The following is a 21,724-nucleotide window of genomic DNA, read 5'->3' as shown; positions in this document are numbered from 1 at the left end:
CGCCGCCAGCCAGTCCTCATTCACTCCGCCGCCTCGCGCTTGCCTCCGGGGCGCCGTTCCAGCAATTCCCGCAGGAACTGGCCGGTGTAGCTGCGCTTCTCGCGGACGATGTCCTCCGGCGTGCCGGATGCCACCAGCTCGCCACCGCCGTCGCCGCCTTCGGGGCCTAGATCGAGCACCCAGTCGGCGGTCTTGATCACCTCGAGATTGTGCTCGATGACGACCACGGTGTTGCCCTGGTCGACCAGCTCGTGCAGCACTTCGAGCAGCTTGGCGACGTCGTGGAAATGCAGGCCGGTGGTCGGCTCGTCGAGGATGTAGAGCGTCTTTCCGGTCGCCTTGCGCGACAGTTCCTTGGCGAGCTTGATGCGCTGCGCCTCGCCGCCTGACAGGGTCGTCGCCTGTTGGCCGACATGGATGTAGCCGAGGCCGACCTGTTTTAGCGTCTCCAGCTTGTCGCGCACTCCCGGCACGGCGGCGAAGAAATCGACGCCCTCCTCGACCGTCATGTCGAGCACGTCGGCAATCGACTTGCCCTTGAATAAGACGTCGAGCGTCTCTCTGTTATAGCGCTTGCCATGGCAGACGTCGCAGGTGACATAGACATCCGGCAGGAAATGCATCTCGATCTTGATGACGCCGTCGCCCTGGCAGGCCTCGCAGCGGCCGCCCTTGACGTTGAACGAGAAGCGGCCGGGCTGATAGCCACGCGCCTTGGACTCCGGCAGGCCGGCGAACCAGTCGCGGATTGGCGTGAAGGCGCCGGTGTAGGTGGCGGGGTTGGAGCGCGGCGTCCGTCCGATCGGCGATTGGTCGATATCGATGACCTTGTCGAGGAATTCGAGGCCCTCGATGCGGTCGTGCTCGGCCGGATGCTCGCGCGAGCCCATGATGCGGCGAGACGCCGCCTTGAACAGGGTCTCGATCAGGAAGGTCGATTTGCCGCCGCCGGAGACGCCGGTGACGGCGGTGAAGGTGCCGAGTGGGATTTCGGCGGTGACGTTCTTCAGATTGTTGCCGCGCGCGCCGACAATCTTCAGGCGCCGGCTCTTCTTGGCCTCGCGCCGCACGGCCGGCACCGCCACTTCGAGCTCGCCCGACAGATATTTACCGGTGATCGAGGCGGGGCTTGCCATGATCTGCTGCGGCGTTCCCTGGGCGATGATGTGGCCGCCATGGATGCCGGCGGCCGGGCCGATATCGACGACATAGTCGGCATGCAGGATGGCGTCTTCGTCATGCTCGACGACGATCACCGTGTTGCCGATGTCGCGCAGATGCTTCAGCGTGTCGAGGAGCCGCGCATTGTCGCGCTGATGCAGGCCGATCGACGGCTCGTCCAGCACGTAGAGCACGCCGGTAAGGCCGGAGCCGATCTGCGAGGCCAGCCGAATGCGCTGGCTCTCGCCGCCCGACAGCGTGCCGGAATTACGCGACAGCGTCAGATAGTCGAGCCCGACATCGTTGAGGAAGCGCAGCCGCTCGCGGATCTCCTTGAGCACGCGCACCGCGATCTCGTTCTGCTTGTCGCTGAGCGAGGCGGGTAGCTCGGTGAACCAATGGTCGGCCTTGCGGATCGACAGCTCGGTAATCTCGCCGATGTGCTTTCCGGCGATCTTCACCGCAAGCGATTCCGGCTTCAGCCGGTAGCCGCGGCAGGCCGGGCAAGGCGTGGCCGACATGAAGCGCTCGATCTCCTCGCGCATCCAGGCGGATTCGGTTTCCTTCCAGCGCCGCTCCAGATTGGGAATGACACCTTCGAAGGTCTTGGTCGTCTTGTAGGAGCGCAGGCCATCATCATACTGGAAGGTGACCTCGCGCTCGCCGGTGCCATGCAGGATGGCTTGCTTTGCCTCTTCGGTCAGATCCCTGAACTTGTCGCCGAGCTTGAAGCCATAGGCCTTGCCCAGCGCCTCGAGCGTCTGCACGTAATAGGGCGAGGTCGATTTCGCCCACGGGCTGACGGCACCGGCGCGCAGGGACAGATTGTCGTCGGGCACGATCAGGCTGGCGTCGATCGCACGCTGGCTGCCGAGGCCGTCGCAGGTCGGGCAGGCTCCGAACGGGTTGTTGAAGGAGAACAGCCTCGGCTCGATCTCGGGAATGGTGAAGCCGGATACCGGGCAAGCGAATTTTTCCGAGAACAGGATGCGCTCATGCGTCTCGTTCTTCGACTTGTTGACCGAATCCTCGCCGGTCTGGCTGGCATCGAGCGGCCGGTCGGCGAATTCGGCGACCGCCAGCCCGTCGGCGAGCTTCAGCGCGGTTTCAATGGAATCCGCAAGCCGCGTCGCCAGGTCGCCGCGCACGACGATGCGATCGACGACGACGTCGAGGTCATGTTTGTACTTCTTGTCCAGCGCCGGCACGTCGGCAATTTCGTAGAACACGCCGTCGACCTTGACGCGCTGGAAGCCCTTCTTCTGTAGCTCCAGCAGTTCCTTGCGGTACTCGCCTTTGCGGCCGCGCACCATCGGCGCCAGGATGAATAGGCGCGTGCCTTCCTCGACCGCCAGCACGCGGTCGACCATCTGCGACACCGTCTGGCTTTCGATCGGCAGGCCGGTGGCGGGCGAATAGGGAATGCCAACGCGCGCGAACAGCAGCCGCATGTAGTCGTAGATCTCGGTGACGGTGCCGACCGTCGAACGCGGGTTCTTCGACGTGGTCTTCTGCTCGATTGAGATGGCCGGCGACAGGCCGTCGATCTGGTCGACATCCGGCTTCTGCATCATTTCGAGGAATTGCCTGGCATAGGCTGACAGGCTCTCGACGTAGCGGCGCTGGCCCTCGGCATAGATGGTGTCGAAGGCGAGCGACGACTTGCCGGACCCCGACAGGCCGGTCATGACGATCAGGCTGTCACGCGGCAGGTCGAGATCGACATTCTTCAGATTGTGTTCGCGCGCCCCGCGAATGGAAAGATATTTATGGTCGGCCATCGCCGGTCGCCGCCTCAGATCTGGAATCTCATGGGATGGCGGGTTGTCCCGGCCATCCCCTATGTAGGTAATTTCGTCACCTTTTCGAGAGACGCCACAACTCTCGACCAAAGCCTTTAACCGTCTTTCGCGCAGGCGAGCAAGCGGAAAGAACAAAGACCGAACACGCTCCTGACAAAAGCGCCCATGAAACCAGCTTCACAAACCGCCGTATCATGATGGATTTAAAGTTCCACGCGTTTGCTAGCTCACGAACGCAGCACGGCCGATGCCGCGCTGCTCAAAACTGCAGCGGATTTCCGATTTGCCGTATAAGCGATCACATTTTTTGTAATCGGCTATCCAACTGTTGACGTCTCAGCCTCAGAGAGTCAGACTCCAAACGTCACCGAAGCCGGCCGTCTTTCGATGGCCTCGCCACCCCAAGGTGGCCTGCTAGACGTCGCAGGCTTTTGCGATATGTGCTTCGGACGACACTGGTCGCAATGGACAGAAGAGGAGAGCAGAAGGAATGACTCCACCGGACAGTCCCTTGAGGCTCCACGTGTCGGTGGAGCCGCGGCAGGCATAAGTGCCAGGGCCAGGCGTTTGCGCCGCCCGACAAACCGTGACCTGTCGATCCTTATAAAAATCAGAGACCACTAGTCGGATCAGCGGCTGAACACCGCGAAGCATCCGAAATCGAACGCCGGCAGTATATTCCCGGCAAGTTGGATTTTAAATCCAAGAAAGCCCCGACCGTTTTGCTGAAGCAACGGCGGGGCTATTCGTTTCAGATGACCGCAAGCGCACGGGCTGCCCTTGTGGCAGCGATGAAGGCAGATGGCCTATCGCCGGGAGGGCTTGATCGAGCCGGCGCCGACATCGAAGGTTAAGCTGCCGGAAATCCTGACATCGGTATCGCCGATCTTGAAATGACCGTTGCCGGGCACGGCATCGTCGGGCTCGGGAGCCGGCTTGGCGATGCGATAGTCGTCGGCCACGCCGGGCAGCGTGCCTTTGTGCGAAGGCGTTGAATTGTCTTCGGCGAACGCCGTGCTGGAGGTCATCGCCGCGGCAGCGATGCCGACGACAAGCCTGTTCAAACGCATGCGTGAATCTTTATCGACCATCGGACGACCATATCGCCGCACATGGCCCGAAGCCAGACCGGTGGCGATCAAACTTGCCGAACGGCTTGGCTGTTGTCTCTCATGGTGTTCGGCTACCCCTTCACGCCGCCTGTTTGCGCGTATCGAAAACATGATCGACAAGGCCCCATGTCTTTGCCTCCGCGGCGGTCATGAAATAATCGCGGTCGAGCGTGCGTTCGACCTCCTCGTAAGTGCGGCCGCAGTGATGCGCATAGAGTTCGGTCATGCGCTTCTTGGTGCGCAGGATGCCTTCGGCGTGACGCTGGATATCGGAAGCCTGACCCTGAAAGCCACCCAGCGGCTGGTGCAGCACGATGCTGGTGTTGGGCAGCGCGATGCGCCGTCCCGGCGTGCCCGCCATCAGCAGGAACGAGGCCATCGAGGCGGCAAAACCCATGCAGACGGTGGATACCGGGCTGCGGATATACTGCATCGTGTCGTAGATGGCGAAGCCGCTGGTCACCACGCCGCCCGGCGAATTGATGTAGAGGGATATCTCCTTGTCGGGATTGTCGGATTCCAGCGAAAGGAGCTGAGCACAGACCAGTGCCGACACATTGTCGTCGATCGGGCCGTTGATGAAGACGATGCGCTCTCGCAGCAGCCGCGAAAAAATGTCGAAGGCGCGTTCGCCGCGGCTCGACTGCTCGATCACCATTGGCACCAAATTGGCAAAACCGCTCATCGCTTTTCTCCGTTGTGTGGCTCAGGCCGCGCGCAGGAACAGGCGAGGCGTGTTTGCGGCAACTGTCTGTTTGGTGCTGTGTGCGTTGAGCGAAAGCCGGCAACCGCCGCCCACCATCGCAACCGCAGATGTAGCTACCCGCGCAAATCCATCGTGGACGATGCGCAGATGCGTGCCGCCCGACACGGTGCGGTCGAGCGTGAAGGTGACAATGCTATCCATTGGGCTATCCAGCGGGCCGGCGAGCGGATCCGCTGCATTGCCAGGCTCCGGCCGCTCCCGCCAGGAGTAGCGCAGCAGGCGTTCAGGCTCGGCGTCGAGGACTTCGCACTCGATCGGTGCGTCCGGCTTGGCAAAGGCAAAGCGGCTGCCGATCTCGGGCTTGATGTCGTTCGGCATCATCCAGGCCGCGAGCAGGTCCGGCACCGTCAGCGCCCGCCACACTTTTTCCGGCGGGTCTGGAAGCTCGCACTCGAACTCGATCGAGTCCGTCGCGTCCGAATGCTGTTTTGCCGTCATTGATCCATATCCTTCAAAACCGCCTTGAGCCGTTCGATACGCTCGGGCCAGAAAGCACGGTAGCGCTCGATCCAGCCGAGCAGTGGGTCAAGCCCTTGCGGATCGGCGCGATAATAGGCGTTGCGGCCGGCCCGCCGTTCGACCACCAGGCCGGCGCCGCGCAATACCGCGAGATGCTGCGACACGGCCGGTTGCGACACGGTCATGCCGCCGCGCAGTTCCGACACCGTCATCTCGCCTGCGGCGAGCCGTTCGTAGACAGCACGGCGCGTCGGGTCGGAAAGCGCTCGAAAAATCTCTGCTTCGATCATGATAAGAAGCATAAGTCTACACTTATCGATTTGGCAAGCGATCTTTTCGCGCCCATATGAAATGGCGCGACGAACCCCATCGATTGCTGACATTCCTTGACACTGGGGGTCGATGAGCCTAGAACGAAAAGAGAACAAAAACCTTGTGGGAAAAGGCAGCCGTGGCAGGCGGCGATTGTCCGCAGCCTATAAGGTGAGCGACAGAAATTTTGTTTCGGATGAGCGCGGAGAAGTATCATGGCGGGTAGCGTCAACAAGGTCATTCTGGTGGGCAATCTCGGGGCGGACCCGGAAATCCGCCGTTTGAATTCGGGTGAGCCGGTCGTCAACATCCGCATCGCCACGTCGGAAAGCTGGCGCGACAAGACGTCCGGCGAGCGCAAGGAAAAGACCGAGTGGCACAACGTCGTCATCTTCAACGACCAGCTCGCCAAGGTCGCCGAGCAGTATCTGAAGAAGGGTGCGAAGGTTTATGTCGAGGGCCAGTTGCAGACGCGCAAATGGCAGGACCAGACTGGTAATGACCGCTACACCACCGAAATCGTGCTGCAGAAATTCCGCGGCGAGCTGCAGATGCTCGACGCACGCGGGCAGGGCGAGGGCGGTCAGGTCGGTAGCTACGCCGGTGGCGGCAGCAGCCGCGGCTCCGATTTCGGGCAGTCCGGCCCGGGCGAGAGTTTCAATCGCGGCGGCGGTGGCGGCAACAAGGGTGGTGGCGGCGGTTCGTCGCGCGAACTGGACGACGAAATCCCGTTCTGATCCCTCGGAGCGAACGGCTCTGCCACAACGCTAGCTACTTGAGGCCACGCTTTGGCGTCCCGAAATCTCTCCTGGGTTTTCGGGACGTTGTGCGTTTGAGTAGTGCGCGGTGAAAGGACTTATCAGGTGAAAGCACGGGTCAAATGGGTCGAGGACCGCACTTTCGTCGGCGAGTCCGGCAGCGGTCACAAGGTGGTGCTGGGGACCGCGTTCGGACCGGACGGCAAGACGCCGGGGCCGAGCCCGATGGAACTGGTTCTGCTCGGCACCGGCGGCTGCTCGGCCTATGATGTGGTCCACATCCTCGAAAAGGGGCGCGAGGCGGTCGAAGACTGCGTGGTCGAACTCGACGCCGACCGGGCGGAGGCCGATCCCAGAGTATTCACGCGCATCCATATGCATTTCGTCGTCAAAGGCCGGGCGCTCTCACCCGACAAGGTGAGGCGGGCGATCAACCTTTCGATCGAAAAATACTGCTCGGCTTCGGCGATGGTAGCCAAGACCGCCGAGATCACCCACGACTTCGAAGTTATTGATACGACGGCGAAATAGATAGCGTCGCCCCCGCGAGCTGGACGACGAAGCCCGTATGACAAATCCCGCGTTCAGGGACCGTTTGTTTCTTCGGACGCGGCTCGGGTTCCCTGATGGAATACCAATCGCCAGTGCCCATCGGTGCGTTTCCATATGGAACTGCGCAGTGATGGAATAGCTTTTTCTTTCTTGGGCCTTAGCCGGTAAGTCAAAAGCACCACCTCAGGCGCCAATTGAACTGTTCTGACGTCGGTCATTTCCAGCTCATCATCCGGTGCCGGTTCGGCTTTCGACGCAGGAAGCGCTGCCAGAATCGATCTCTTGTCATATTCATTGCCGGATTTTCCGAACTCGATCATGTCGTCGTCGAGCACGGTTTCAAGAAAATCCGGGTCATAGCGGGTCGGCGCTCGCAATAAGGCGAGCTCCAGCTCGACAATCTTGGGATCGGTTACCGGATCTGACATCATGCTGCCATCAGCGCCTTGATGCCGTCGGCGACGAACTGCACGGCAAGCGCCGCCAGGATGACGCCTAGCAGCCGCGTCAGGATGGAGCGGCCGGTCTGGCCGAGGATACGGTCGATGCGCTCGGCCAGCACGAAAACCAGATAGGTGATGACAAGGCAGATCGCGATGATGCCGACAAGGGCTGCCTGCGCGCCAAAACCTGGAAATGAGCCGGACAGCAGGACGGTCGCTGAAATCGCGCCCGGACCGGCGATCAGCGGGATCGCCAGCGGGAAGGCGGCGATGTTGTGGATCATATCCTTGGTGATGGCGACATCGCCGATCTTCTCCTTGCGGTCCTGCCGGCGCTCGAACACCATTTCGAAGGCGATGAAAAACAGCAGAAAGCCGCCGGCGACGCGGAAGGCCGGCAGCGTGATGCCGAACACCGACAGGATCGATGCGCCAGCGATTGCGAACAGCGCCATCACCAGGAAGCCGATGATCGAGGCGCGCACGGAAACCTGGTTGCGCTCCTCGCGGTTCATGCCGCGGGTCACCGCGAGGAAGAGTGGTGCCAGGCCAGGCGGGTCGATGGTCACGAGAATGGTGACGAAGGCGTTGAACAGGCTGTCGAAGCTCGGCATCTCTGACCCTCCCCGCCGGGCCGTGCCCGAATACTGGCATTGCCCCAATATTGGCATTGCCCAATCTTGGCATTGCCCAATCTTGGCATTGGTAGAGCAAAGCAGGGTCAGTGGAAACCGTTTGAGCGGCGGGAGTTCGGCAACCTTGATGGGGCAGGGTGAGCCTAGCCGGCCGCTCCGCAATAGGCCTCGATGCGATAGCCATCCGGGTCGACGACAAAGGCGGCGTAATAGTTTTCGCCATAGCTGGCGCGCAGGCCAGGTGCCCCATTGTCACTGCCGCCCGCACGCAAGGCGGCCGCATGGAAAGCGTCGACGCTGCTCCGCGTCGGCGCCGCAAAGCAGAAATGCAGGCCGGACTCGCCGTCGGCCGAAACCGGGCGCTGAGCCTCGTTCACCCACAGCGACACCGCCTCCGCACCATAGCCGAGCGAGCCCGGCGACTGGCTGAGACAGGTATAGCCAAGCGGCTTCAGCGCGGCATCATAAAAACGCTTCGAGGCGTCGGTATCGCGGACGCCGATCGAGACATGATCCAGCATCTTTTTCTCCTTTTTTTACAATATGTTGGGCCGTCAGTTTCCAGTTGTGCGCCGCGCCAGGAACTCGACTTCGAGCCGCCAGGTCGCGCCGTCGTCCTGCGAGCGTTCGCCCAGCCAGCGGAATGAATTTTCGGTAATGCGGGAAAAACTCCAGCGCACCGAGGCGCCGGTGCCGTCTGCGCCTTGCTGGACGATGGTGTCGCCCTCGGCGCGGCCGAGCTGACGGCTGTAATATTGGGTGCGCGGATCGCTCCAGAAGATGTGCCAGGCGTCGACGCCGGGGTCATAGACGCGCAGTGTCGTGCCATAGAAGGTCCATTTGCCGAGGGAATTCTGTGCGCCAGTGTTCCGCGCGGGCAGGATCCATACGTCCTGGATTGCGCGGCCCTCGAGCACCCAGCCGAAATGCACCTCGCCGCGCCCTGTCAGCACCTGGCCGTCTTCGAGATGGCGCGTGGCATCGAATGTCCAGGGGCCGACGAAGCGGCCGTAAAGGTTCAGTTTTTCCGCCAAGTCCCCCGCAGGCCCCTCGCTGTGCAAGGCTTCGGCAAAGGAAGATGAATTGAGCATGATTTCGACCTCATCTTGGCAGGAGCCCCGTCTTGTCAGCAGCCCCATCTTGTCAGGAGATTGGGAAGAATAGGCGGCAGCAGGGTTCTGTGCTTGGGAAAAATTGCTATCTTTCGAGCCATGACGACAAGCGCGCATACACTGGCGTCTGGGCGAGGCTGGCAGGTGTCGGACGTGATCTGCACCGCCGGCGCAGCTGATCGCCCGTTCGAGGAAGAGCATCGCAAGTTCTGCGTCGCCGTGGTGACCAGCGGCACCTTCCGCTACCGAGCGCAACAGGGAACAGCGATGCTGGCGCCGGGCGCGCTTCTGCTCGGCAACCCCGGCACATGCTATGAATGCGGACACGAGCATGGCGCTGGCGACCGTTGCCTCTCCTTCCATTTCGAGCCGGCCTATATGGAACAGATCGTCGCCGGCATGCCGGATGCAAAGAAGCTGAATTTCAAGATGCCGCGCCTGCCGCCCTTGCCGGCGCTGGCAGCGCTGCTTGCCGAGGCGGAAGCCGCGCGCGAGATGGCCGACATCGAAGCGTTCGAGGAACTCGCCCTGCGCATTGCCGGCGCGGCCGTCGCCTCCGGCGTCACGCCTGCTGCCCGGGTGCCGAGCCGCCGCGACCAGAAACGTGTCGCAGAGGCGGTACGGCGCATCGAAAAGGACGCCGAAAGGCCGATCTCGCTTGCCGAGCTTGCAAGCGAGACGGCGACCAGTCCCTACCATTTCCTGCGCAGCTTCCGGCACGTGGCGGGCGTGACGCCCTACCAGTTCCTGCTGAAGACCCGGCTGCACAGGGCGGCGGTGCGGCTGCGCATGTCGGACGAGGCGATCTCGACGATCGCCTTCGAGGCGGGGTTCAACGATTTGTCGACCTTCAACCGCCGTTTCCGGCGCGTGATGGGGGAGGCGCCTGGCGCCTACCGGCTCCGGCAGCGAGGTAATAAAGCGCCGAGCACATCTGCCGTTCCGGCGTTGTGAAGCAAAATTGGCCTGACAATGAGCTTTGCGCCGGTCGCCACGAAATGCGCCTCGGCCATATCGTCGCAATCGGTGATATCCTTTTGAAATCACCACAAAAATCGCCACTGGAAAACTGCCGCGGACATTGGAGTTTCGGCCCGGCTTCCTATATAAGCACCGAGTGATTCCTGATTAGATTGTGACCTGATTTGACCGACCAGAAGACACCGCGCGGCGCCGACGGCGGCCCCACCGGCATCGAGCCGATATCCATCATCGAGGAGATGCAGCGCTCCTATCTCGATTACGCCATGAGCGTGATCGTCAGCCGTGCGCTGCCGGACGTGCGCGACGGGTTGAAGCCGGTGCATCGCCGCATCCTCTACGCCGCCCATGAGAGCGGCTACCACTGGAACCGCAAATATGTGAAATCGGCCCGCCCGGTCGCCGACGTGATGGGTAAATACCATCCGCATGGCGACGCCTCGATCTACGACGCCTTGGTGCGCATGGCGCAAGACTGGTCGCTGCGCGTGCCGCTGATCGACGGGCAAGGCAATTTCGGCTCGATCGACGGCGATCCGCCGGCGGCGATGCGTTATACTGAATCGCGGCTGACCAAGGTCGCGCATGAGTTGCTGGAAGACATCGACAAGGACACCGTCGATTTCCAGGACACTTATGATGCGTCCGGCAGCGAACCGAAAGTTCTGCCGGCGCGCTTCCCGAACCTGTTGGTCAATGGCTCCGGCGGCATTGCCGTCGGCATGGCCACCAACATCCCGCCGCACAATCTGGGCGAGGTCTGCAACGGCGCCATTGCCCTCATCGACAATCCGGCAATCGACCTGCCGGCGCTGATGGAGATCATTCCGGGGCCGGATTTCCCGACCGGCGGCATCGTGCTTGGCCGCTCCGGCATCTACAGCGCCTATTCGACCGGCCGCGGCTCCATCGTCATGCGCGGCCGCGTCAATATTGAGCAACGCGGCAATGACCGTGAATCGATCATCATCACCGAGGTTCCCTATCAGGTGAACAAGTCGTCGATGATCGAGAAGATGGCCGAGCTTGTGCGCGACAAGCGCATCGAGGGCATTTCCGACATCCGCGACGAAAGCGACCGCCAAGGCTACCGCGTCGTCATCGAACTGAAGCGCGACGCGGTCGCCGACGTCATCCTCAACCAGCTCTACCGTTTCACGCCGCTGCAGACGTCGTTCGGCGCCAATATGGTGGCGCTGAACGGCGGCAAGCCGGAATTGCTGACGCTAACCGACATGCTGAAGGCGTTCGTCGCCTTCCGCGAGGATGTGATCAGCCGGCGCACGAAATTCCTGCTGCGCAAGGCGCGCGACCGCGCCCATGTGCTGGTCGGCCTTGCCATTGCTGTCGCCAACATCGACGAGGTCATCAAGCTGATCCGCAGCGCTCCGGACCCGCAGACGGCGCGCGAGCAGTTGATGGAGCGGCGCTGGCCCTCGGGCGACGTCGAATCGCTGATCCTGCTGATCGACGATCCGCGCCACCGCATCAACGAGGACGGCACCTACAATCTGTCCGAGGAACAGGCCCGCGCCATCCTCGAACTGCGCCTGCAGCGCCTGACCGCGCTCGGCCGCGACGAAATCGCCGACGAGTTGAACACGATCGGCGACGAGATCAAGGATTACCTGGACATCCTGTCGTCCCGCGCCCGCATTCAGCAGATCGTCAAGGACGAGCTTGCCGCCGTGCGCGACGAGTTCGGCACGCCGCGCCGCACCGAGCTCTCCGAGGGCGGGGCGGATATGGAAGACGAGGACCTGATCCAGCGCGAGGACATGGTCGTGACGGTCAGCCATTCCGGCTACATCAAGCGCGTGCCGCTGTCGCTCTATCGGGCGCAGCGTCGCGGCGGCAAGGGCCGTTCCGGCATGTCGACCAAGGAAGAGGATTTCGTCACCCGGCTGTTCGTCGCCAACACGCACACGCCGGTGCTGTTCTTCTCTTCGCGTGGCATCGTCTACAAGGAAAAGGTCTGGCGCCTGCCGATCGGCAACCCGCAGTCGCGCGGCAAGGCGCTGATCAACATGCTGCCGCTGGAGCAGGGCGAACGCATCACCACCATCATGCCGCTGCCCGAGGACGAGACCAGCTGGGGCGAGCTCGACGTGATGTTCGCCACCACGCGCGGCACGGTGCGCCGCAACAAGTTGTCGGACTTCGTCCAGGTCAACCGCAACGGCAAGATCGCCATGAAGCTGGAAGAGGAAGGCGACGAGATTCTCGGCGTCGAGACCTGCACAGACAATGACGACGTGCTTTTGACCGCAAGCTCCGGCCAGTGCATCCGCTTCTCGGTCAGCGACGTGCGCGTCTTCCAGAGCCGCAACTCGGTCGGCGTGCGCGGCATCGCCATGGCTCCCACCGACCGGGTGATCTCGATGGCGGTGATCGAACATGTCGAGGCGCCGCCGGCCGAGCGCGCCGCTTATCTCAAGCGGGTGGTGGCCGAACGGCGGCTCGCCGCCGGCATTGCGGCCGGCGAGGACGAAGACATCCAGCTTACCAATGAAGAGGTTGGCGAGGAGACGGAGCTTTCCGACGAGCGCTACGAATTCCTCAAGGCACATGAGCAGTTCGTGCTGACGGTGACGGAATATGGCTACGGCAAGCGTTCGTCTTCCTATGATTTCCGCCTTACAGGGCGCGGCGGCAAGGGCATTCGCGCCACCGACGTGTCGAAAGCGGCCGAGATCGGTCGCCTGGTGGCGACCTTCCCGGTCGGCAACGACGACCAGATCATGCTTGTCTCGGACGGCGGCACCGTCATCCGCGTGCCGGTCAACGGCATTCGTTTCGCCAGCCGCGCCACCAAGGGCGTGACCATCTTCAACACGGCCGACGGCGAGAAGGTCGTTTCGGTGGAGCGGATATCGGAACCGCAATCGGACGAGGAAGCCGAAGAGAGTGTTGAGGGCAACGCCAGCCCGGATGCCGGTGCTGACCCGGACAACAGCGGCGAGTAGGCCTTGATGGGGAAATGCCGGCCCGATGGGCCGGCGCCGTCAACAAATAACGGCCGGTTCAGAAGTGGCGATAAGGCTTGCGGATACCGAAGCCTTCGAACCGTTTGGTATTGGCCTTGGCGCGGACACGCCCTGCTTCCTGATGCAACCCGAATACGGTGGCAATCAGCATGGCGACGGTCATTGCGGCGGCGAGCATGTAGATCAGCATGTGCGTGTTCTCCTGCGCCTAACAACGTTTAAATGGGGTTTTGGTTTCATCTTCTGAAGCTGCAACCTAGTGAACGCTGCGTGAAGCCTCTGTGATCGGCCCGTTCATCTGTCGTTCATTTCGGTCAAAAGGTTCACTCAAAGCGCATCGCGATTAACGTGGCCCAGGCGATGCGCATTTGAGTCCCTGTTTGGGTGCATGTCGTTGTCCCAAAACCGCTGCGCACTTTGGGCGACATGCATTGGCGGCTCGCTGATCGGATTGCCTTTGCGAGAGAGGCTCGCTAGAAGCACCTGCCATGACCGAACGCATCGCCCTTTATGCCGGCTCCTTCGACCCGCTGACCAACGGCCATCTCGACGTGCTGAAGGCGTCGCTGGCCGTGGCGGACACCGTCTATGCGGCGATCGGCATTCATCCCGGCAAGAAGCCGCTGTTTTCCTTCGAGGAACGGGTCGGCCTCATCGAAGCGGCGACGAAGGCCGAATTCGGCCGTGACGGCGCCCGCATCAAGGTCGTCGACTTCGACGGGCTGGTCATCGACGCGGCCAGGAAGCATGGCGCCTCGATCATGATCCGTGGCCTGCGCGACGGCACCGATCTCGACTATGAGATGCAGATGGCCGGCATGAACGAGACCATGGCGCCGGAATTGCAGACGGTTTTTCTACCCGCCAGCCCTTCGGTGCGAACCATTACCGCCACACTTGTCCGTCAGATAGCCTCGATGGGAGGCGACATCCGCCCCTTCGTGCCAGCGGCTGTGGCCGGCGCGCTCACTGCCAAATTCGCGAAATAATGCATGTCGCCCAAAAGTCGAACCCGGTTTCGGGACATCGACATGCATGAAACAAAGGTTTTCGGAGAAAGATCCATGCAGCTCAAAAGGCTCGCTACTTGCTTTGTCGTTCTTTTCGGCCTCGTGGCTGCATCTGTTTCGGCCTTCGCCGCCGATCCGGAAAACACCATGATCATCACGCTGAAGGGCGGCGACGTGACCATCGCACTCAGGCCTGATCTCGCGCCGAAGCATGTCGAGCAGATCAAGAAGCTGGTGCGCCAGGGCGCTTACGACAACGTCGCTTTCCACCGCGTCATCGACGGCTTCATGGCACAGACCGGCGACGTGAAATTCGGCAACATGAAGAACGGCTTCAACGCCGATGCTGTCGGTACCGGCGGTTCCGATCTTCCCGACCTGCCGGCTGAATTCTCGACATCCGAGCGCTACGTGCGCGGCGTCGTCGGAATGGCCCGCTCGCAGGACCCGGATTCCGCCAATTCGCAGTTCTTCATCATGTTTGCGCCGGCACCGCCGCTCGATGGCCAGTACACCATCGTCGGGAATGTCGAGAAAGGCATGGAGTTGGTGGACCAGATAAAGAAAGGCGACGAGGCGCAGAACGGGGTTGTCACCGGTCCAGATCGCATGATCAAGGTGCGCATCGCCGCCGACGGCAAGTAAACCCATTAGTTTCAAAGGATATTCTGACATGGCCGAGATCAAGGACCGCGAGAACGCGCTCATCATGGAAACGACCAAGGGCAAGGTCGTCATCGAACTGTTTCCCGATCTGGCGCCCGGCCATGTCGGCCGTATCAAGGAACTGGCGCGCGAAGGCGCTTATGACGGCGTGGTGTTCCATCGCGTCATCGACGGCTTCATGGCGCAGACCGGCGATGTGAAATTCGGCAATTCCAGCAAGCCCTCTTTCGCGCCCGCCCGTGCCGGCACGGGCGGCTCCGACAAGCCCGACCTGAAGGCCGAGTTCTCCAACGCCAACCATGGCCGCGGCACCTGCTCGATGGCGCGCTCGCAGAACCCGAACTCGGCCAACTCGCAGTTCTTCATCTGCTTCGACGATGCCGCCTTCCTCAATCGCCAATACACGGTCTGGGGCCAGGTCATCGAAGGCATGGACAATGTCGACAAGATCAAGCGCGGCGAGCCGGTGCCGGATCCCGACAAGATCGTGTCGCTGAAGGTCGCGGCCGACGTGAAATGATCTACCGGGCTGTCGCGGCTATCACTCTGATGCTTGTCGCGGCGGCCACTTCGGCGCTGGCGACGGAATCGATCGTTGCAGCGCTGAAGGCGACGCGGCATCGATCGATGTCCTGATGGGAAACACCGCCGCGATCGCAGTCGCGCGCGTGTGGCTGGATGCCGGCGGCAAGACATGGACCACCGACGGTCAGCCGGGATCGACGAAAGTGATCGTCGGACAGGCATTCGAGGACGACCAGCACATGGCGATCGATCTCACCGACGAGGGTATCAGCTCGATTGTCGCCAAACTGCGACTGGTCAAGGCCCGCGAACAGTCCAATTTCGCAATGGGCGGCACGCTGAGCATCGACGGTGTTGGCGCCTGGGCGGTGACCTGCCCGGAACCTTGAGGCGGGATTTTCTTGCGCGTCGACCTTTTCGACTTTGATCTGCCGGAGGAGCGCATCGCGCTTCGACCGGCAGAACCGCGCGACAGCGCCAAAATGCTGGTTGTCAGGCCGGGTGAGGGGCTTGAGAACCGGACGGTGCGCGAGCTACCGACCCTGCTCGAGGCCGGTGATGTGCTGGTCTTCAACGACACCAAGGTCATTCCGGCGCAGTTGAAAGGCATCAGGCGGCGCGGCGAAGCGGCGGCGCAAGTCGAAGCCACGCTGCACATGCGGGTGGCTCCCGACCGCTGGCTGGCTTTCATGCGGCCGGGCAAGCGCATCGCCGTTAGCGACCGCATCCATTTCGGCCATGACACCAATTCCTGCTTTCTCGGCCAGCTCGATGCCACGGTGATCGAGAAGGGCGAGGCCGGCGAGGCGTTGCTTGGCTTTGACCTGTCAGGTCCATTCCTCGACGAGGCGCTGCATGCCGTCGGCCACATTCCGTTGCCGCCCTACATCGCCTCGAAGCGCGATGACGACGAGCACGACCGCAGCGACTACCAGACCATCTATGCCAGGGAGGAGGGCGCCGTGGCGGCACCCACGGCCGGCCTGCATTTCACGCCGGAGCTTTTCGCCGCGCTCGATGCCAAAGGCGTCGAGCGGCGCTTCGTCACCCTGCATGTCGGCGCCGGCACGTTCCTGCCGGTGAAAGTCGACGACACCGCCGATCACAAGATGCATGCCGAGATCGGCTCGGTCAGCCCGGAAACCGCCGAGGCGCTGAACGCGGCAAAGGCGCGTGGCGGGCGCATCATCGCCGTCGGCACGACGTCGCTGCGCCTGCTTGAAAGCGCTGCGCGGGAGGACGGCCGGCTCGCCGCGTGGTCCGGCCCGACGGACATCTTCATCACGCCCGGCTACCGTTTCAAGGCCGCCGACATGCTGATGACCAATTTCCATCTGCCGCGCTCGACGCTGTTCATGCTGGTTTCGGCGTTTTGCGGTCTGGAAACGATGCGTGCGGCCTATGCGCATGCGATCGAGAACCGCTACAGGTTTTATTCCTACGGAGACGCAAGTCTGCTGTTCAAGGAGGAGAACGATGGACGCGCGTCCGGTATACACAAGGAATTCAATGACTAAGGCGTTTACCTTCGAGGTGCTGGCGACCGACGGCAAAGCGCGGCGCGGCGCGATCACCATGCCGCGCGGAGAAATCCGCACGCCCGCCTTCATGCCGGTCGGCACCGGCGGCACGGTCAAGACCATGTATATGGATCAGGTGCGTGGCGTCGGCTCGGACATCATCCTGGGCAACACCTATCATCTGATGCTGCGGCCCGGCGCCGAACGTGTGGCGCGGCTTGGCGGCCTGCATGAATTCGCCCGCTGGCCGCATCCGATCCTGACCGACAGCGGCGGCTTCCAGGTTATGTCGCTGTCGAAGCTGAGGAAACTCACCGAGAAGGGCGTCACCTTCCGCTCGCACATCGACGGCGCCGCCTATGAGATGTCGCCCGAGCGCTCGATCGAGATCCAGGGACTGCTCGATTCCGACATCCAGATGCAGCTCGACGAATGCACAGCGCTGCCGGCCATGGAGAAAGAGATCGAGCGGGCCATGGAGCTGTCGCTGCGCTGGGCCGAGCGTTGCAAGACGGCATTCGGCGATCAGCAGGGCAAGGCGATGTTCGGCATCGTCCAGGGCGGCGACATACCGGCCTTGCGGCTGCGCTCGTCGCAGGCGCTGAAAGCGATGGACCTCAAGGGCTATGCGATAGGCGGGCTGGCCGTCGGCGAGCCGCAAGCGGTGATGCTCGAAATGCTCGAAATCACCTGCCCGGAGCTGCCGGCGGACAGGCCGCGCTATCTGATGGGTGTCGGCACGCCTGACGACATCTTGAAATCGGTGGCGCGCGGCATCGACATGTTCGATTGCGTGATGCCGACGCGCGCCGGCCGTCATGGCCTCGCCTATACACGGCGCGGCAAGGTCAATCTGCGCAACGCTCGCCATGCCGACGATCCGCGCCCGCTGGACGAGGAGAGCGACTGCCCGGCCGCCAGAGATTATTCGCGCGCCTATCTGCACCATCTGGTCCGCTCGCAAGAGGCGTTGGGGGCGATGCTGCTGACCTGGAACAATCTTTCCTACTACCAGAAGCTGATGCAGGACATTCGTGCCGCCATCGAGGCCGGCGCCTTCGAGGCTCGGGCGGTGGAAATTTCTGAGGGCTGGGCAAGGGGCGATATTCCAGCCCGCTAAAGCCTGTCCGGGAACTGTTTTGAAACGACTGACGAATAAGCATTGCCGGCATGGCATTGGGCGGGGACCAAGAACCTGTTCGTCTCGGGACAAGCTTCAGCTTCAGAAGTGACGGCGCGGACGAACGGCGTTGCCGAACCTTGCGCCTCTTCTTTCATGTCGGTCCGGCGATGGATGGCCAAGCCATCGCTTGCGATTTTTGCGATCGTTGTGGCTGGCCTTGTTCTGCGGTTGCTGGGCGCACGCGGCGATCTCTGGCTGGACGAGATCTGGAGTTTTTCTCTCATCGAGCCGCTCACCTCGATCAACCAGATCTTCTGGCGCGTAAATCACGACAACAATCATTTCCTCAATTCGGCCTATCTGTATCTGATCGGCCCTGATACTTCGCCGCTGCTCCAACGAGGCCTGTCCATCGCGTTCGGCGCCAGCACGATTGTTGCAGCTGCAGCAGTGCCACGCGGGCGATGGGCGATGATTTCCACAAGTCTGCTGTTTGCAGTGAGCTATCCGATGGTCCACTACGGCTCGGAAGCGCGCGGCTACGCCGGGCTGGTGCTGTTCACGCTCCTTTCTGTGGTTTTTCTGGAACGCTGGCTCGACAAAAGAGGTTCATCGGTCATCGCTTTGGCCGCGGCGATCCTGCTGGGCCTGCTGTCTCACCTCACGATGATCGAAATGGTGCCGGTCCTTGTAGCCTGGACCACATGGGTCACTTGGCTGCGCACGGAAAGGATTGGCCGCACACTCGCTGACGTCGGTTTGACTTTCACGCCTGCCGTCCTTGCGGTGCTGCCGTTGGCCATCTGCGTGGTCGTCGGCGCCCAGCTGTCCGGCTTCGTCGTCGGGGGTGTTTCGCCTTTCTCGTTCCAGGCGTTCGCAAAGGGATATGGCGGGGTGATCAGATATCTGCTGGGCCTGCCGTCCTGGATTGGCGATTGGACCTGCATCGCTGCTGCCTGCGGCATGGTCTGCATCTCTGCCGGCATATCGCGTGATCGTCGGGCCAGTCTCTACGTCATCGGAATTGTGGGATTGCCTGCCCTCATGTGCGCAGCGAATCTGCCCAATCTCCAGATCCCACGCTATTTCATCGTCAGTGGAACGTTGTTGCTGCTTTGGACTGGCGAGATGCTCGGTCGCGGCTTCGATGCGGGCGGGTTCAAAAGATATCTGGCGGCAGGAGCGCTCGCGGTCATGATGAGCGGCAGCATATCGTCGCTGCTGCAGTTCTACGAATATGGCCGCGGTTCCTATGCCTTGATCGTGGGGCAGATGACGCAAAACGGTGCCACCACCTATGCCAGCAACCACGACTTCCGGACTGCGATGGTCGTCGACTACTTTGCAGCGCGGACAGGCCGTCAGGCTTGGTTCGTCCCGAAAGACGAACTGTGCATTCGACGTCCCGCTTGGCTGATCATGGAGGGTGATCCTGACATACAATCGAAACGGGTCGAACCCGCGTCGGCTTGCGCACTTGCCTATGAGCGAATTGATGCGTCAAGGAACTGGGGCCTATCAGGGCTGAGCTGGACGCTTTACCGGCGGCGCGATTGATCAGACCGTCGCGGCTCGGGCACGCGCTCAGGTGCTCAGCGAAGTGGAAGCGCGCAGGCTGCAGCTGGTGATGCGAAAGCTGCCGTCGGGCTGTTGCGTGTAGACGGCCGTGTAATCCTTGCCATCCGGCCCGACGATAACATACGGTCGGCGGCGCTTCACGGTTTCAGCAGCCGCGAACATTCGCCGTCCGGCCGCAGTTAAGCTTCTTCCTTTAAATCGGGTTCTGCCTGAGCGCCGTCCTGATGCTTGAAAGCCGCGCGGCAGTCTGCCACAAGGGCCGCCTATGCGCATGACCCCAAAAATCGGAATCGATTTTCGGAAAGGATCATGCGCAATCAAAGTGCTACAGCGTCCTTTGCGCGTTCTGAAGGACGCGCGGCGCTGTAGGCGCAAGCTTGAGCAGGACCGGTCAATGAAGGCATTTTTCGTGCAGATAAAGTGCGATCTGGGCAAGGCCTATGACGTTGCCAGCGCTTTGGCCGATGCCGAGATCGCTTCGGAAATCTACTCGACAGCCGGCAACTACGATCTGCTCGCCAAATTCTACGTCGACGACGAGGAAGACATCGGCCATTTCGTCAACGAGAAGGTGCAGATTCTTCCAGGCATCAAGGACACGTTCACGGTCGTCACCTTTCGCGCGTTCTGAGCAGCGCCTGCCGCCTGCCTGGACATAAGGCAAAGCCTGATCGCAGCCATATTGGTGCTGCCCTAATTTTAGGCAGCCACCACATACTGATCGCCCGCATCCTCCAAATCGCCGATTGCGCTTGATTTTCTCCGGTGACGCCAGTGAAATGGCCTCACAGGGGAGTATGCGATTGGCAGCGTTCGACGAAATGCTTCCGGAAATCTCCGGATTGAGAAAACCGTATTCGGCTTACGATCGCTGGCTGAAGGAGCAGGATCCGGCCAGGCTTACTGAAAAGATGCAGGACGCCGAACGCGTCTTTCGCAAGACCGGAATCACCTTTGCCGTCTATGGCGAGCAGGAAGCCTCCGAACGCCTGATTCCCTTCGATATCGTTCCGCGCATCATATCCGGCAATGAATGGCGACGGCTGACGCAAGGCATCGAGCAGCGCGTCCAGGCGCTGAACGCCTTCCTCGACGATATCTACCACCGCCAGGAGATCTTGCGCGCCGGGCGCGTCCCCAAGGAATTGATCGCCAAGAACGAGGCGTTCCTGCCGGAGATGATCGGAGTGCGGCCGCCGGCGGGCGTCTACACCCATATCATCGGCGTCGATATCGTGCGCATCAGCGAGAACGAGTTCTACGTGCTGGAGGACAATGCGCGCACGCCGTCCGGCGTCTCCTACATGCTGGAGAACCGCGAGACGATGATGCAGCTCTTTCCCGAGCTGTTCCAGCAGATCAAGGTACGGCCGGTGGAAAACTATCCGCAGCTCTTGCGCCAATCGCTGGCAGCGGTGCGGCCGCAAAGCACCAAGGGCGCGCCGACCATCGCCGTGCTGACGCCTGGCAGCTTCAACTCCGCCTATTTCGAGCATGCCTTCCTTGCCGATCAGATGGGCGTGCAGCTTGTCGAGGGACAGGATCTGCGCGTCGTCGACGGCCATGTCGCGATGCGCACGACCGAAGGCTACAAGCAGATCGACGTGCTTTATCGAAGGGTCGATGATTCTTTCCTCGATCCGCTGACGTTTCGGGCGGACTCGGCACTTGGCGTGCCGGGCATCATGGATGTCTACCGCGCCGGCAACATCACCATCGCCAATGCGCCGGGAACCGGCATCGCCGACGACAAGGCGATCTATTCCTACATGCCCGAGATCGTCGAATTCTACACCGGCCGCAAGGCGATCCTCGGCAACATCCCGACCTGGCGCTGCTCGGAGCCGGACAGCCTGAAATATGTGCTCGAACACATCCATGAACTGGTGGTGAAGGAAGTTCACGGGTCCGGCGGCTACGGCATGCTGGTGGGGCCGGCGGCGACCAAGAAGGAATGCGAGGATTTTTCCAAGAAACTCGCGGCAAAACCGTCGAACTACATCGCCCAGCCGACACTGGCGCTGTCGACCTGTCCGATCCTGACCGACAAAGGACTGGCGCCGCGCCATGTCGATCTCAGGCCCTATGTGCTGGTTTCCGACCGCATCCAGATCGTGCCGGGCGGGCTGACGCGCGTGGCGCTCAAGGAAGGCTCGCTGGTGGTCAACTCATCGCAGGGCGGCGGCACCAAGGATACGTGGGTGCTCGATGATTAATTTTCA

General features: G+C 61.8%; 23 protein-coding genes and 1 pseudogene. 13 read left to right on the top strand and 11 right to left on the bottom strand.

Features of this window, described 5'->3' with window-relative positions:
- Nucleotides 1-20 precede the first annotated feature (20 nt).
- From uvrA to RPG13_RS21795, 5 genes are all read right to left on the bottom strand, one after another.
- Complete coding sequence (uvrA, locus tag RPG13_RS21815) at nt 21-2,942, bottom strand: excinuclease ABC subunit UvrA (protein ID WP_337125980.1); 2,922 nt, start codon at nt 2,940-2,942, stop codon at nt 21-23.
- A gap of 827 nt (nt 2,943-3,769) precedes the next feature.
- Nucleotides 3,770-4,033, bottom strand: a complete 264-nt coding sequence (locus RPG13_RS21810) for a hypothetical protein (RefSeq protein ID WP_292218034.1) — start codon at nt 4,031-4,033, stop codon at nt 3,770-3,772.
- Nucleotides 4,034-4,154: 121 nt separating this feature from the next.
- Nucleotides 4,155-4,760, bottom strand: coding sequence for an ATP-dependent Clp protease proteolytic subunit (locus RPG13_RS21805; RefSeq protein WP_095485308.1), 606 nt, complete (start codon nt 4,758-4,760; stop codon nt 4,155-4,157).
- A 21-nt stretch (nt 4,761-4,781) separates the two neighbouring features.
- Complete coding sequence (locus RPG13_RS21800) at nt 4,782-5,279, bottom strand: SRPBCC family protein (protein ID WP_337125979.1); 498 nt, start codon at nt 5,277-5,279, stop codon at nt 4,782-4,784.
- Nucleotides 5,276-5,590, bottom strand: coding sequence for an ArsR/SmtB family transcription factor (locus RPG13_RS21795; RefSeq protein ID WP_128284517.1), 315 nt, complete (start codon nt 5,588-5,590; stop codon nt 5,276-5,278). Before RPG13_RS21795 ends, RPG13_RS21800 begins: the two co-directional genes overlap by 4 nt.
- 237 nt (nt 5,591-5,827) lie before the next feature.
- On the opposite strand from RPG13_RS21795, the gene ssb reads away from it, so the two are divergent.
- Together ssb and RPG13_RS21785 are read left to right on the top strand one after the other, a co-directional pair.
- The gene (gene ssb / locus RPG13_RS21790; protein ID WP_126106448.1) at nt 5,828-6,349 is read left to right on the top strand and encodes a single-stranded DNA-binding protein; all 522 of its coding nucleotides are present in this window, start codon (nt 5,828-5,830) and stop codon (nt 6,347-6,349) included.
- A gap of 126 nt (nt 6,350-6,475) precedes the next feature.
- Nucleotides 6,476-6,901 carry an OsmC family protein gene (locus RPG13_RS21785; RefSeq protein ID WP_292621617.1) on the top strand — a complete coding sequence of 142 codons (426 nt, stop codon included), beginning with the start codon at nt 6,476-6,478 and terminating at the stop codon, nt 6,899-6,901.
- Between the two features lie 53 nt (nt 6,902-6,954).
- Here the strand turns inward: RPG13_RS21785 and RPG13_RS21780 are convergent, their stop codons facing one another.
- The 4 genes from RPG13_RS21780 to RPG13_RS21765 all read right to left on the bottom strand — a co-directional run bounded on the left by RPG13_RS21780 (nt 6,955) and on the right by RPG13_RS21765 (nt 9,091).
- Nucleotides 6,955-7,353 (bottom strand): nuclear transport factor 2 family protein, encoded by a 399-nt coding sequence (locus tag RPG13_RS21780; RefSeq protein WP_292621621.1) that lies wholly within the window; start codon nt 7,351-7,353, stop codon nt 6,955-6,957.
- Nucleotides 7,350-7,979, bottom strand: coding sequence for a MarC family protein (locus tag RPG13_RS21775; protein ID WP_029352879.1), 630 nt, complete (start codon nt 7,977-7,979; stop codon nt 7,350-7,352). Before RPG13_RS21775 ends, RPG13_RS21780 begins: the two co-directional genes overlap by 4 nt.
- 164 nt (nt 7,980-8,143) lie before the next feature.
- A complete protein-coding gene (locus RPG13_RS21770) occupies nt 8,144-8,521 on the bottom strand; it encodes a VOC family protein (protein ID WP_337125978.1) in 378 nt (125 codons plus the stop codon).
- 33 nt (nt 8,522-8,554) lie between these two features.
- Complete coding sequence (locus RPG13_RS21765) at nt 8,555-9,091, bottom strand: hypothetical protein (RefSeq protein WP_292502710.1); 537 nt, start codon at nt 9,089-9,091, stop codon at nt 8,555-8,557.
- Between the two features lie 120 nt (nt 9,092-9,211).
- On the opposite strand from RPG13_RS21765, the gene RPG13_RS21760 reads away from it, so the two are divergent.
- Together RPG13_RS21760 and gyrA are read left to right on the top strand one after the other, a co-directional pair.
- The gene (locus RPG13_RS21760; RefSeq protein ID WP_292502711.1) at nt 9,212-10,066 is read left to right on the top strand and encodes a helix-turn-helix transcriptional regulator; all 855 of its coding nucleotides are present in this window, start codon (nt 9,212-9,214) and stop codon (nt 10,064-10,066) included.
- Between the two features lie 191 nt (nt 10,067-10,257).
- Nucleotides 10,258-13,059 (top strand): DNA gyrase subunit A, encoded by a 2,802-nt coding sequence (gyrA, locus tag RPG13_RS21755; RefSeq protein WP_126106452.1) that lies wholly within the window; start codon nt 10,258-10,260, stop codon nt 13,057-13,059.
- A gap of 58 nt (nt 13,060-13,117) precedes the next feature.
- On the opposite strand, the gene RPG13_RS21750 is transcribed toward gyrA, so the two are convergent.
- On the bottom strand, nt 13,118-13,270 hold the full coding sequence (locus tag RPG13_RS21750; RefSeq protein WP_095485300.1) for a hypothetical protein: 153 nt from the start codon (nt 13,268-13,270) through the stop codon (nt 13,118-13,120).
- A gap of 298 nt (nt 13,271-13,568) precedes the next feature.
- Here RPG13_RS21750 and coaD point away from each other — a divergent pair, with 298 nt between their 5' ends.
- The 7 genes from coaD to RPG13_RS21715 all read left to right on the top strand — a co-directional run bounded on the left by coaD (nt 13,569) and on the right by RPG13_RS21715 (nt 19,481).
- Nucleotides 13,569-14,069 (top strand): pantetheine-phosphate adenylyltransferase, encoded by a 501-nt coding sequence (gene coaD / locus RPG13_RS21745; protein WP_337125977.1) that lies wholly within the window; start codon nt 13,569-13,571, stop codon nt 14,067-14,069.
- A gap of 75 nt (nt 14,070-14,144) precedes the next feature.
- Nucleotides 14,145-14,735 carry a peptidylprolyl isomerase gene (locus tag RPG13_RS21740; RefSeq protein WP_337125976.1) on the top strand — a complete coding sequence of 197 codons (591 nt, stop codon included), beginning with the start codon at nt 14,145-14,147 and terminating at the stop codon, nt 14,733-14,735.
- 28 nt (nt 14,736-14,763) lie between these two features.
- The gene (locus RPG13_RS21735) at nt 14,764-15,276 is read left to right on the top strand and encodes a peptidylprolyl isomerase (RefSeq protein WP_091593716.1); all 513 of its coding nucleotides are present in this window, start codon (nt 14,764-14,766) and stop codon (nt 15,274-15,276) included.
- A gap of 115 nt (nt 15,277-15,391) precedes the next feature.
- Entirely contained in the window at nt 15,392-15,670 is a 279-nt protein-coding gene (locus tag RPG13_RS21730) for a hypothetical protein (RefSeq protein WP_337125975.1), read from the top strand.
- 12 nt (nt 15,671-15,682) lie between these two features.
- On the top strand, nt 15,683-16,798 hold the full coding sequence (queA, locus tag RPG13_RS21725) for a tRNA preQ1(34) S-adenosylmethionine ribosyltransferase-isomerase QueA (protein ID WP_337125974.1): 1,116 nt from the start codon (nt 15,683-15,685) through the stop codon (nt 16,796-16,798).
- The gene (gene tgt, locus RPG13_RS21720) at nt 16,791-17,921 is read left to right on the top strand and encodes a tRNA guanosine(34) transglycosylase Tgt (protein WP_127204112.1); all 1,131 of its coding nucleotides are present in this window, start codon (nt 16,791-16,793) and stop codon (nt 17,919-17,921) included. Before queA ends, tgt begins: the two co-directional genes overlap by 8 nt.
- Before the next feature lie 174 nt (nt 17,922-18,095).
- Nucleotides 18,096-19,481: a hypothetical protein gene (locus RPG13_RS21715; RefSeq protein WP_337125973.1), complete on the top strand. Its 1,386-nt coding sequence runs from the start codon at nt 18,096-18,098 to the stop codon at nt 19,479-19,481.
- A 27-nt stretch (nt 19,482-19,508) separates the two neighbouring features.
- Here the strand turns inward: RPG13_RS21715 and RPG13_RS21710 are convergent.
- Nucleotides 19,509-19,622, bottom strand: a pseudogene (locus RPG13_RS21710) (DUF4864 domain-containing protein); the annotation flags it as partial.
- Nucleotides 19,623-19,896: 274 nt separating this feature from the next.
- Between RPG13_RS21710 and RPG13_RS21705 the strand changes: the two are divergent.
- Nucleotides 19,897-20,133: an Lrp/AsnC ligand binding domain-containing protein gene (locus RPG13_RS21705; protein ID WP_023674883.1), complete on the top strand. Its 237-nt coding sequence runs from the start codon at nt 19,897-19,899 to the stop codon at nt 20,131-20,133.
- A gap of 172 nt (nt 20,134-20,305) precedes the next feature.
- Nucleotides 20,306-21,718, top strand: coding sequence for a circularly permuted type 2 ATP-grasp protein (locus RPG13_RS21700; protein WP_164897880.1), 1,413 nt, complete (start codon nt 20,306-20,308; stop codon nt 21,716-21,718).
- The last annotated feature ends 6 nt before the right edge of the window (nt 21,719-21,724 follow it).

It is taken from the genome of Mesorhizobium sp. ISC15 (assembly GCF_037162615.1).
Lineage (GTDB): Bacteria > Pseudomonadota > Alphaproteobacteria > Rhizobiales > Rhizobiaceae > Mesorhizobium > Mesorhizobium mediterraneum.
The sequence above is the reverse complement of the archived record's forward strand: the minus strand, read 5'-3'. Positions and strand labels throughout refer to the sequence as shown.

What these genes read in the sequence shown, in the direction of transcription:
- uvrA (WP_337125980.1), bottom strand. Translation starts at nt 2,942, where the DNA reads ATGGCCGACCATAAATATCTTTCCATTCGCGGGGCGCGCGAACACAAT.
- RPG13_RS21810 (WP_292218034.1), bottom strand. Translation starts at nt 4,033, where the DNA reads ATGCGTTTGAACAGGCTTGTCGTCGGCATCGCTGCCGCGGCGATGACC.
- RPG13_RS21805 (WP_095485308.1), bottom strand. Translation starts at nt 4,760, where the DNA reads ATGAGCGGTTTTGCCAATTTGGTGCCAATGGTGATCGAGCAGTCGAGC.
- RPG13_RS21800 (WP_337125979.1), bottom strand. Translation starts at nt 5,279, where the DNA reads ATGACGGCAAAACAGCATTCGGACGCGACGGACTCGATCGAGTTCGAG.
- RPG13_RS21795 (WP_128284517.1), bottom strand. Translation starts at nt 5,590, where the DNA reads ATGATCGAAGCAGAGATTTTTCGAGCGCTTTCCGACCCGACGCGCCGT.
- ssb (WP_126106448.1), top strand. Translation starts at nt 5,828, where the DNA reads ATGGCGGGTAGCGTCAACAAGGTCATTCTGGTGGGCAATCTCGGGGCG.
- RPG13_RS21780 (WP_292621621.1), bottom strand. Translation starts at nt 7,353, where the DNA reads ATGATGTCAGATCCGGTAACCGATCCCAAGATTGTCGAGCTGGAGCTC.
- RPG13_RS21775 (WP_029352879.1), bottom strand. Translation starts at nt 7,979, where the DNA reads ATGCCGAGCTTCGACAGCCTGTTCAACGCCTTCGTCACCATTCTCGTG.
- RPG13_RS21770 (WP_337125978.1), bottom strand. Translation starts at nt 8,521, where the DNA reads ATGCTGGATCATGTCTCGATCGGCGTCCGCGATACCGACGCCTCGAAG.
- RPG13_RS21765 (WP_292502710.1), bottom strand. Translation starts at nt 9,091, where the DNA reads ATGCTCAATTCATCTTCCTTTGCCGAAGCCTTGCACAGCGAGGGGCCT.
- RPG13_RS21760 (WP_292502711.1), top strand. Translation starts at nt 9,212, where the DNA reads ATGACGACAAGCGCGCATACACTGGCGTCTGGGCGAGGCTGGCAGGTG.
- RPG13_RS21750 (WP_095485300.1), bottom strand. Translation starts at nt 13,270, where the DNA reads ATGCTGATCTACATGCTCGCCGCCGCAATGACCGTCGCCATGCTGATT.
- coaD (WP_337125977.1), top strand. Translation starts at nt 13,569, where the DNA reads ATGACCGAACGCATCGCCCTTTATGCCGGCTCCTTCGACCCGCTGACC.
- RPG13_RS21740 (WP_337125976.1), top strand. Translation starts at nt 14,145, where the DNA reads ATGCAGCTCAAAAGGCTCGCTACTTGCTTTGTCGTTCTTTTCGGCCTC.
- RPG13_RS21735 (WP_091593716.1), top strand. Translation starts at nt 14,764, where the DNA reads ATGGCCGAGATCAAGGACCGCGAGAACGCGCTCATCATGGAAACGACC.
- RPG13_RS21730 (WP_337125975.1), top strand. Translation starts at nt 15,392, where the DNA reads ATGGGAAACACCGCCGCGATCGCAGTCGCGCGCGTGTGGCTGGATGCC.
- tgt (WP_127204112.1), top strand. Translation starts at nt 16,791, where the DNA reads ATGACTAAGGCGTTTACCTTCGAGGTGCTGGCGACCGACGGCAAAGCG.
- RPG13_RS21715 (WP_337125973.1), top strand. Translation starts at nt 18,096, where the DNA reads ATGGCCAAGCCATCGCTTGCGATTTTTGCGATCGTTGTGGCTGGCCTT.
- RPG13_RS21705 (WP_023674883.1), top strand. Translation starts at nt 19,897, where the DNA reads ATGAAGGCATTTTTCGTGCAGATAAAGTGCGATCTGGGCAAGGCCTAT.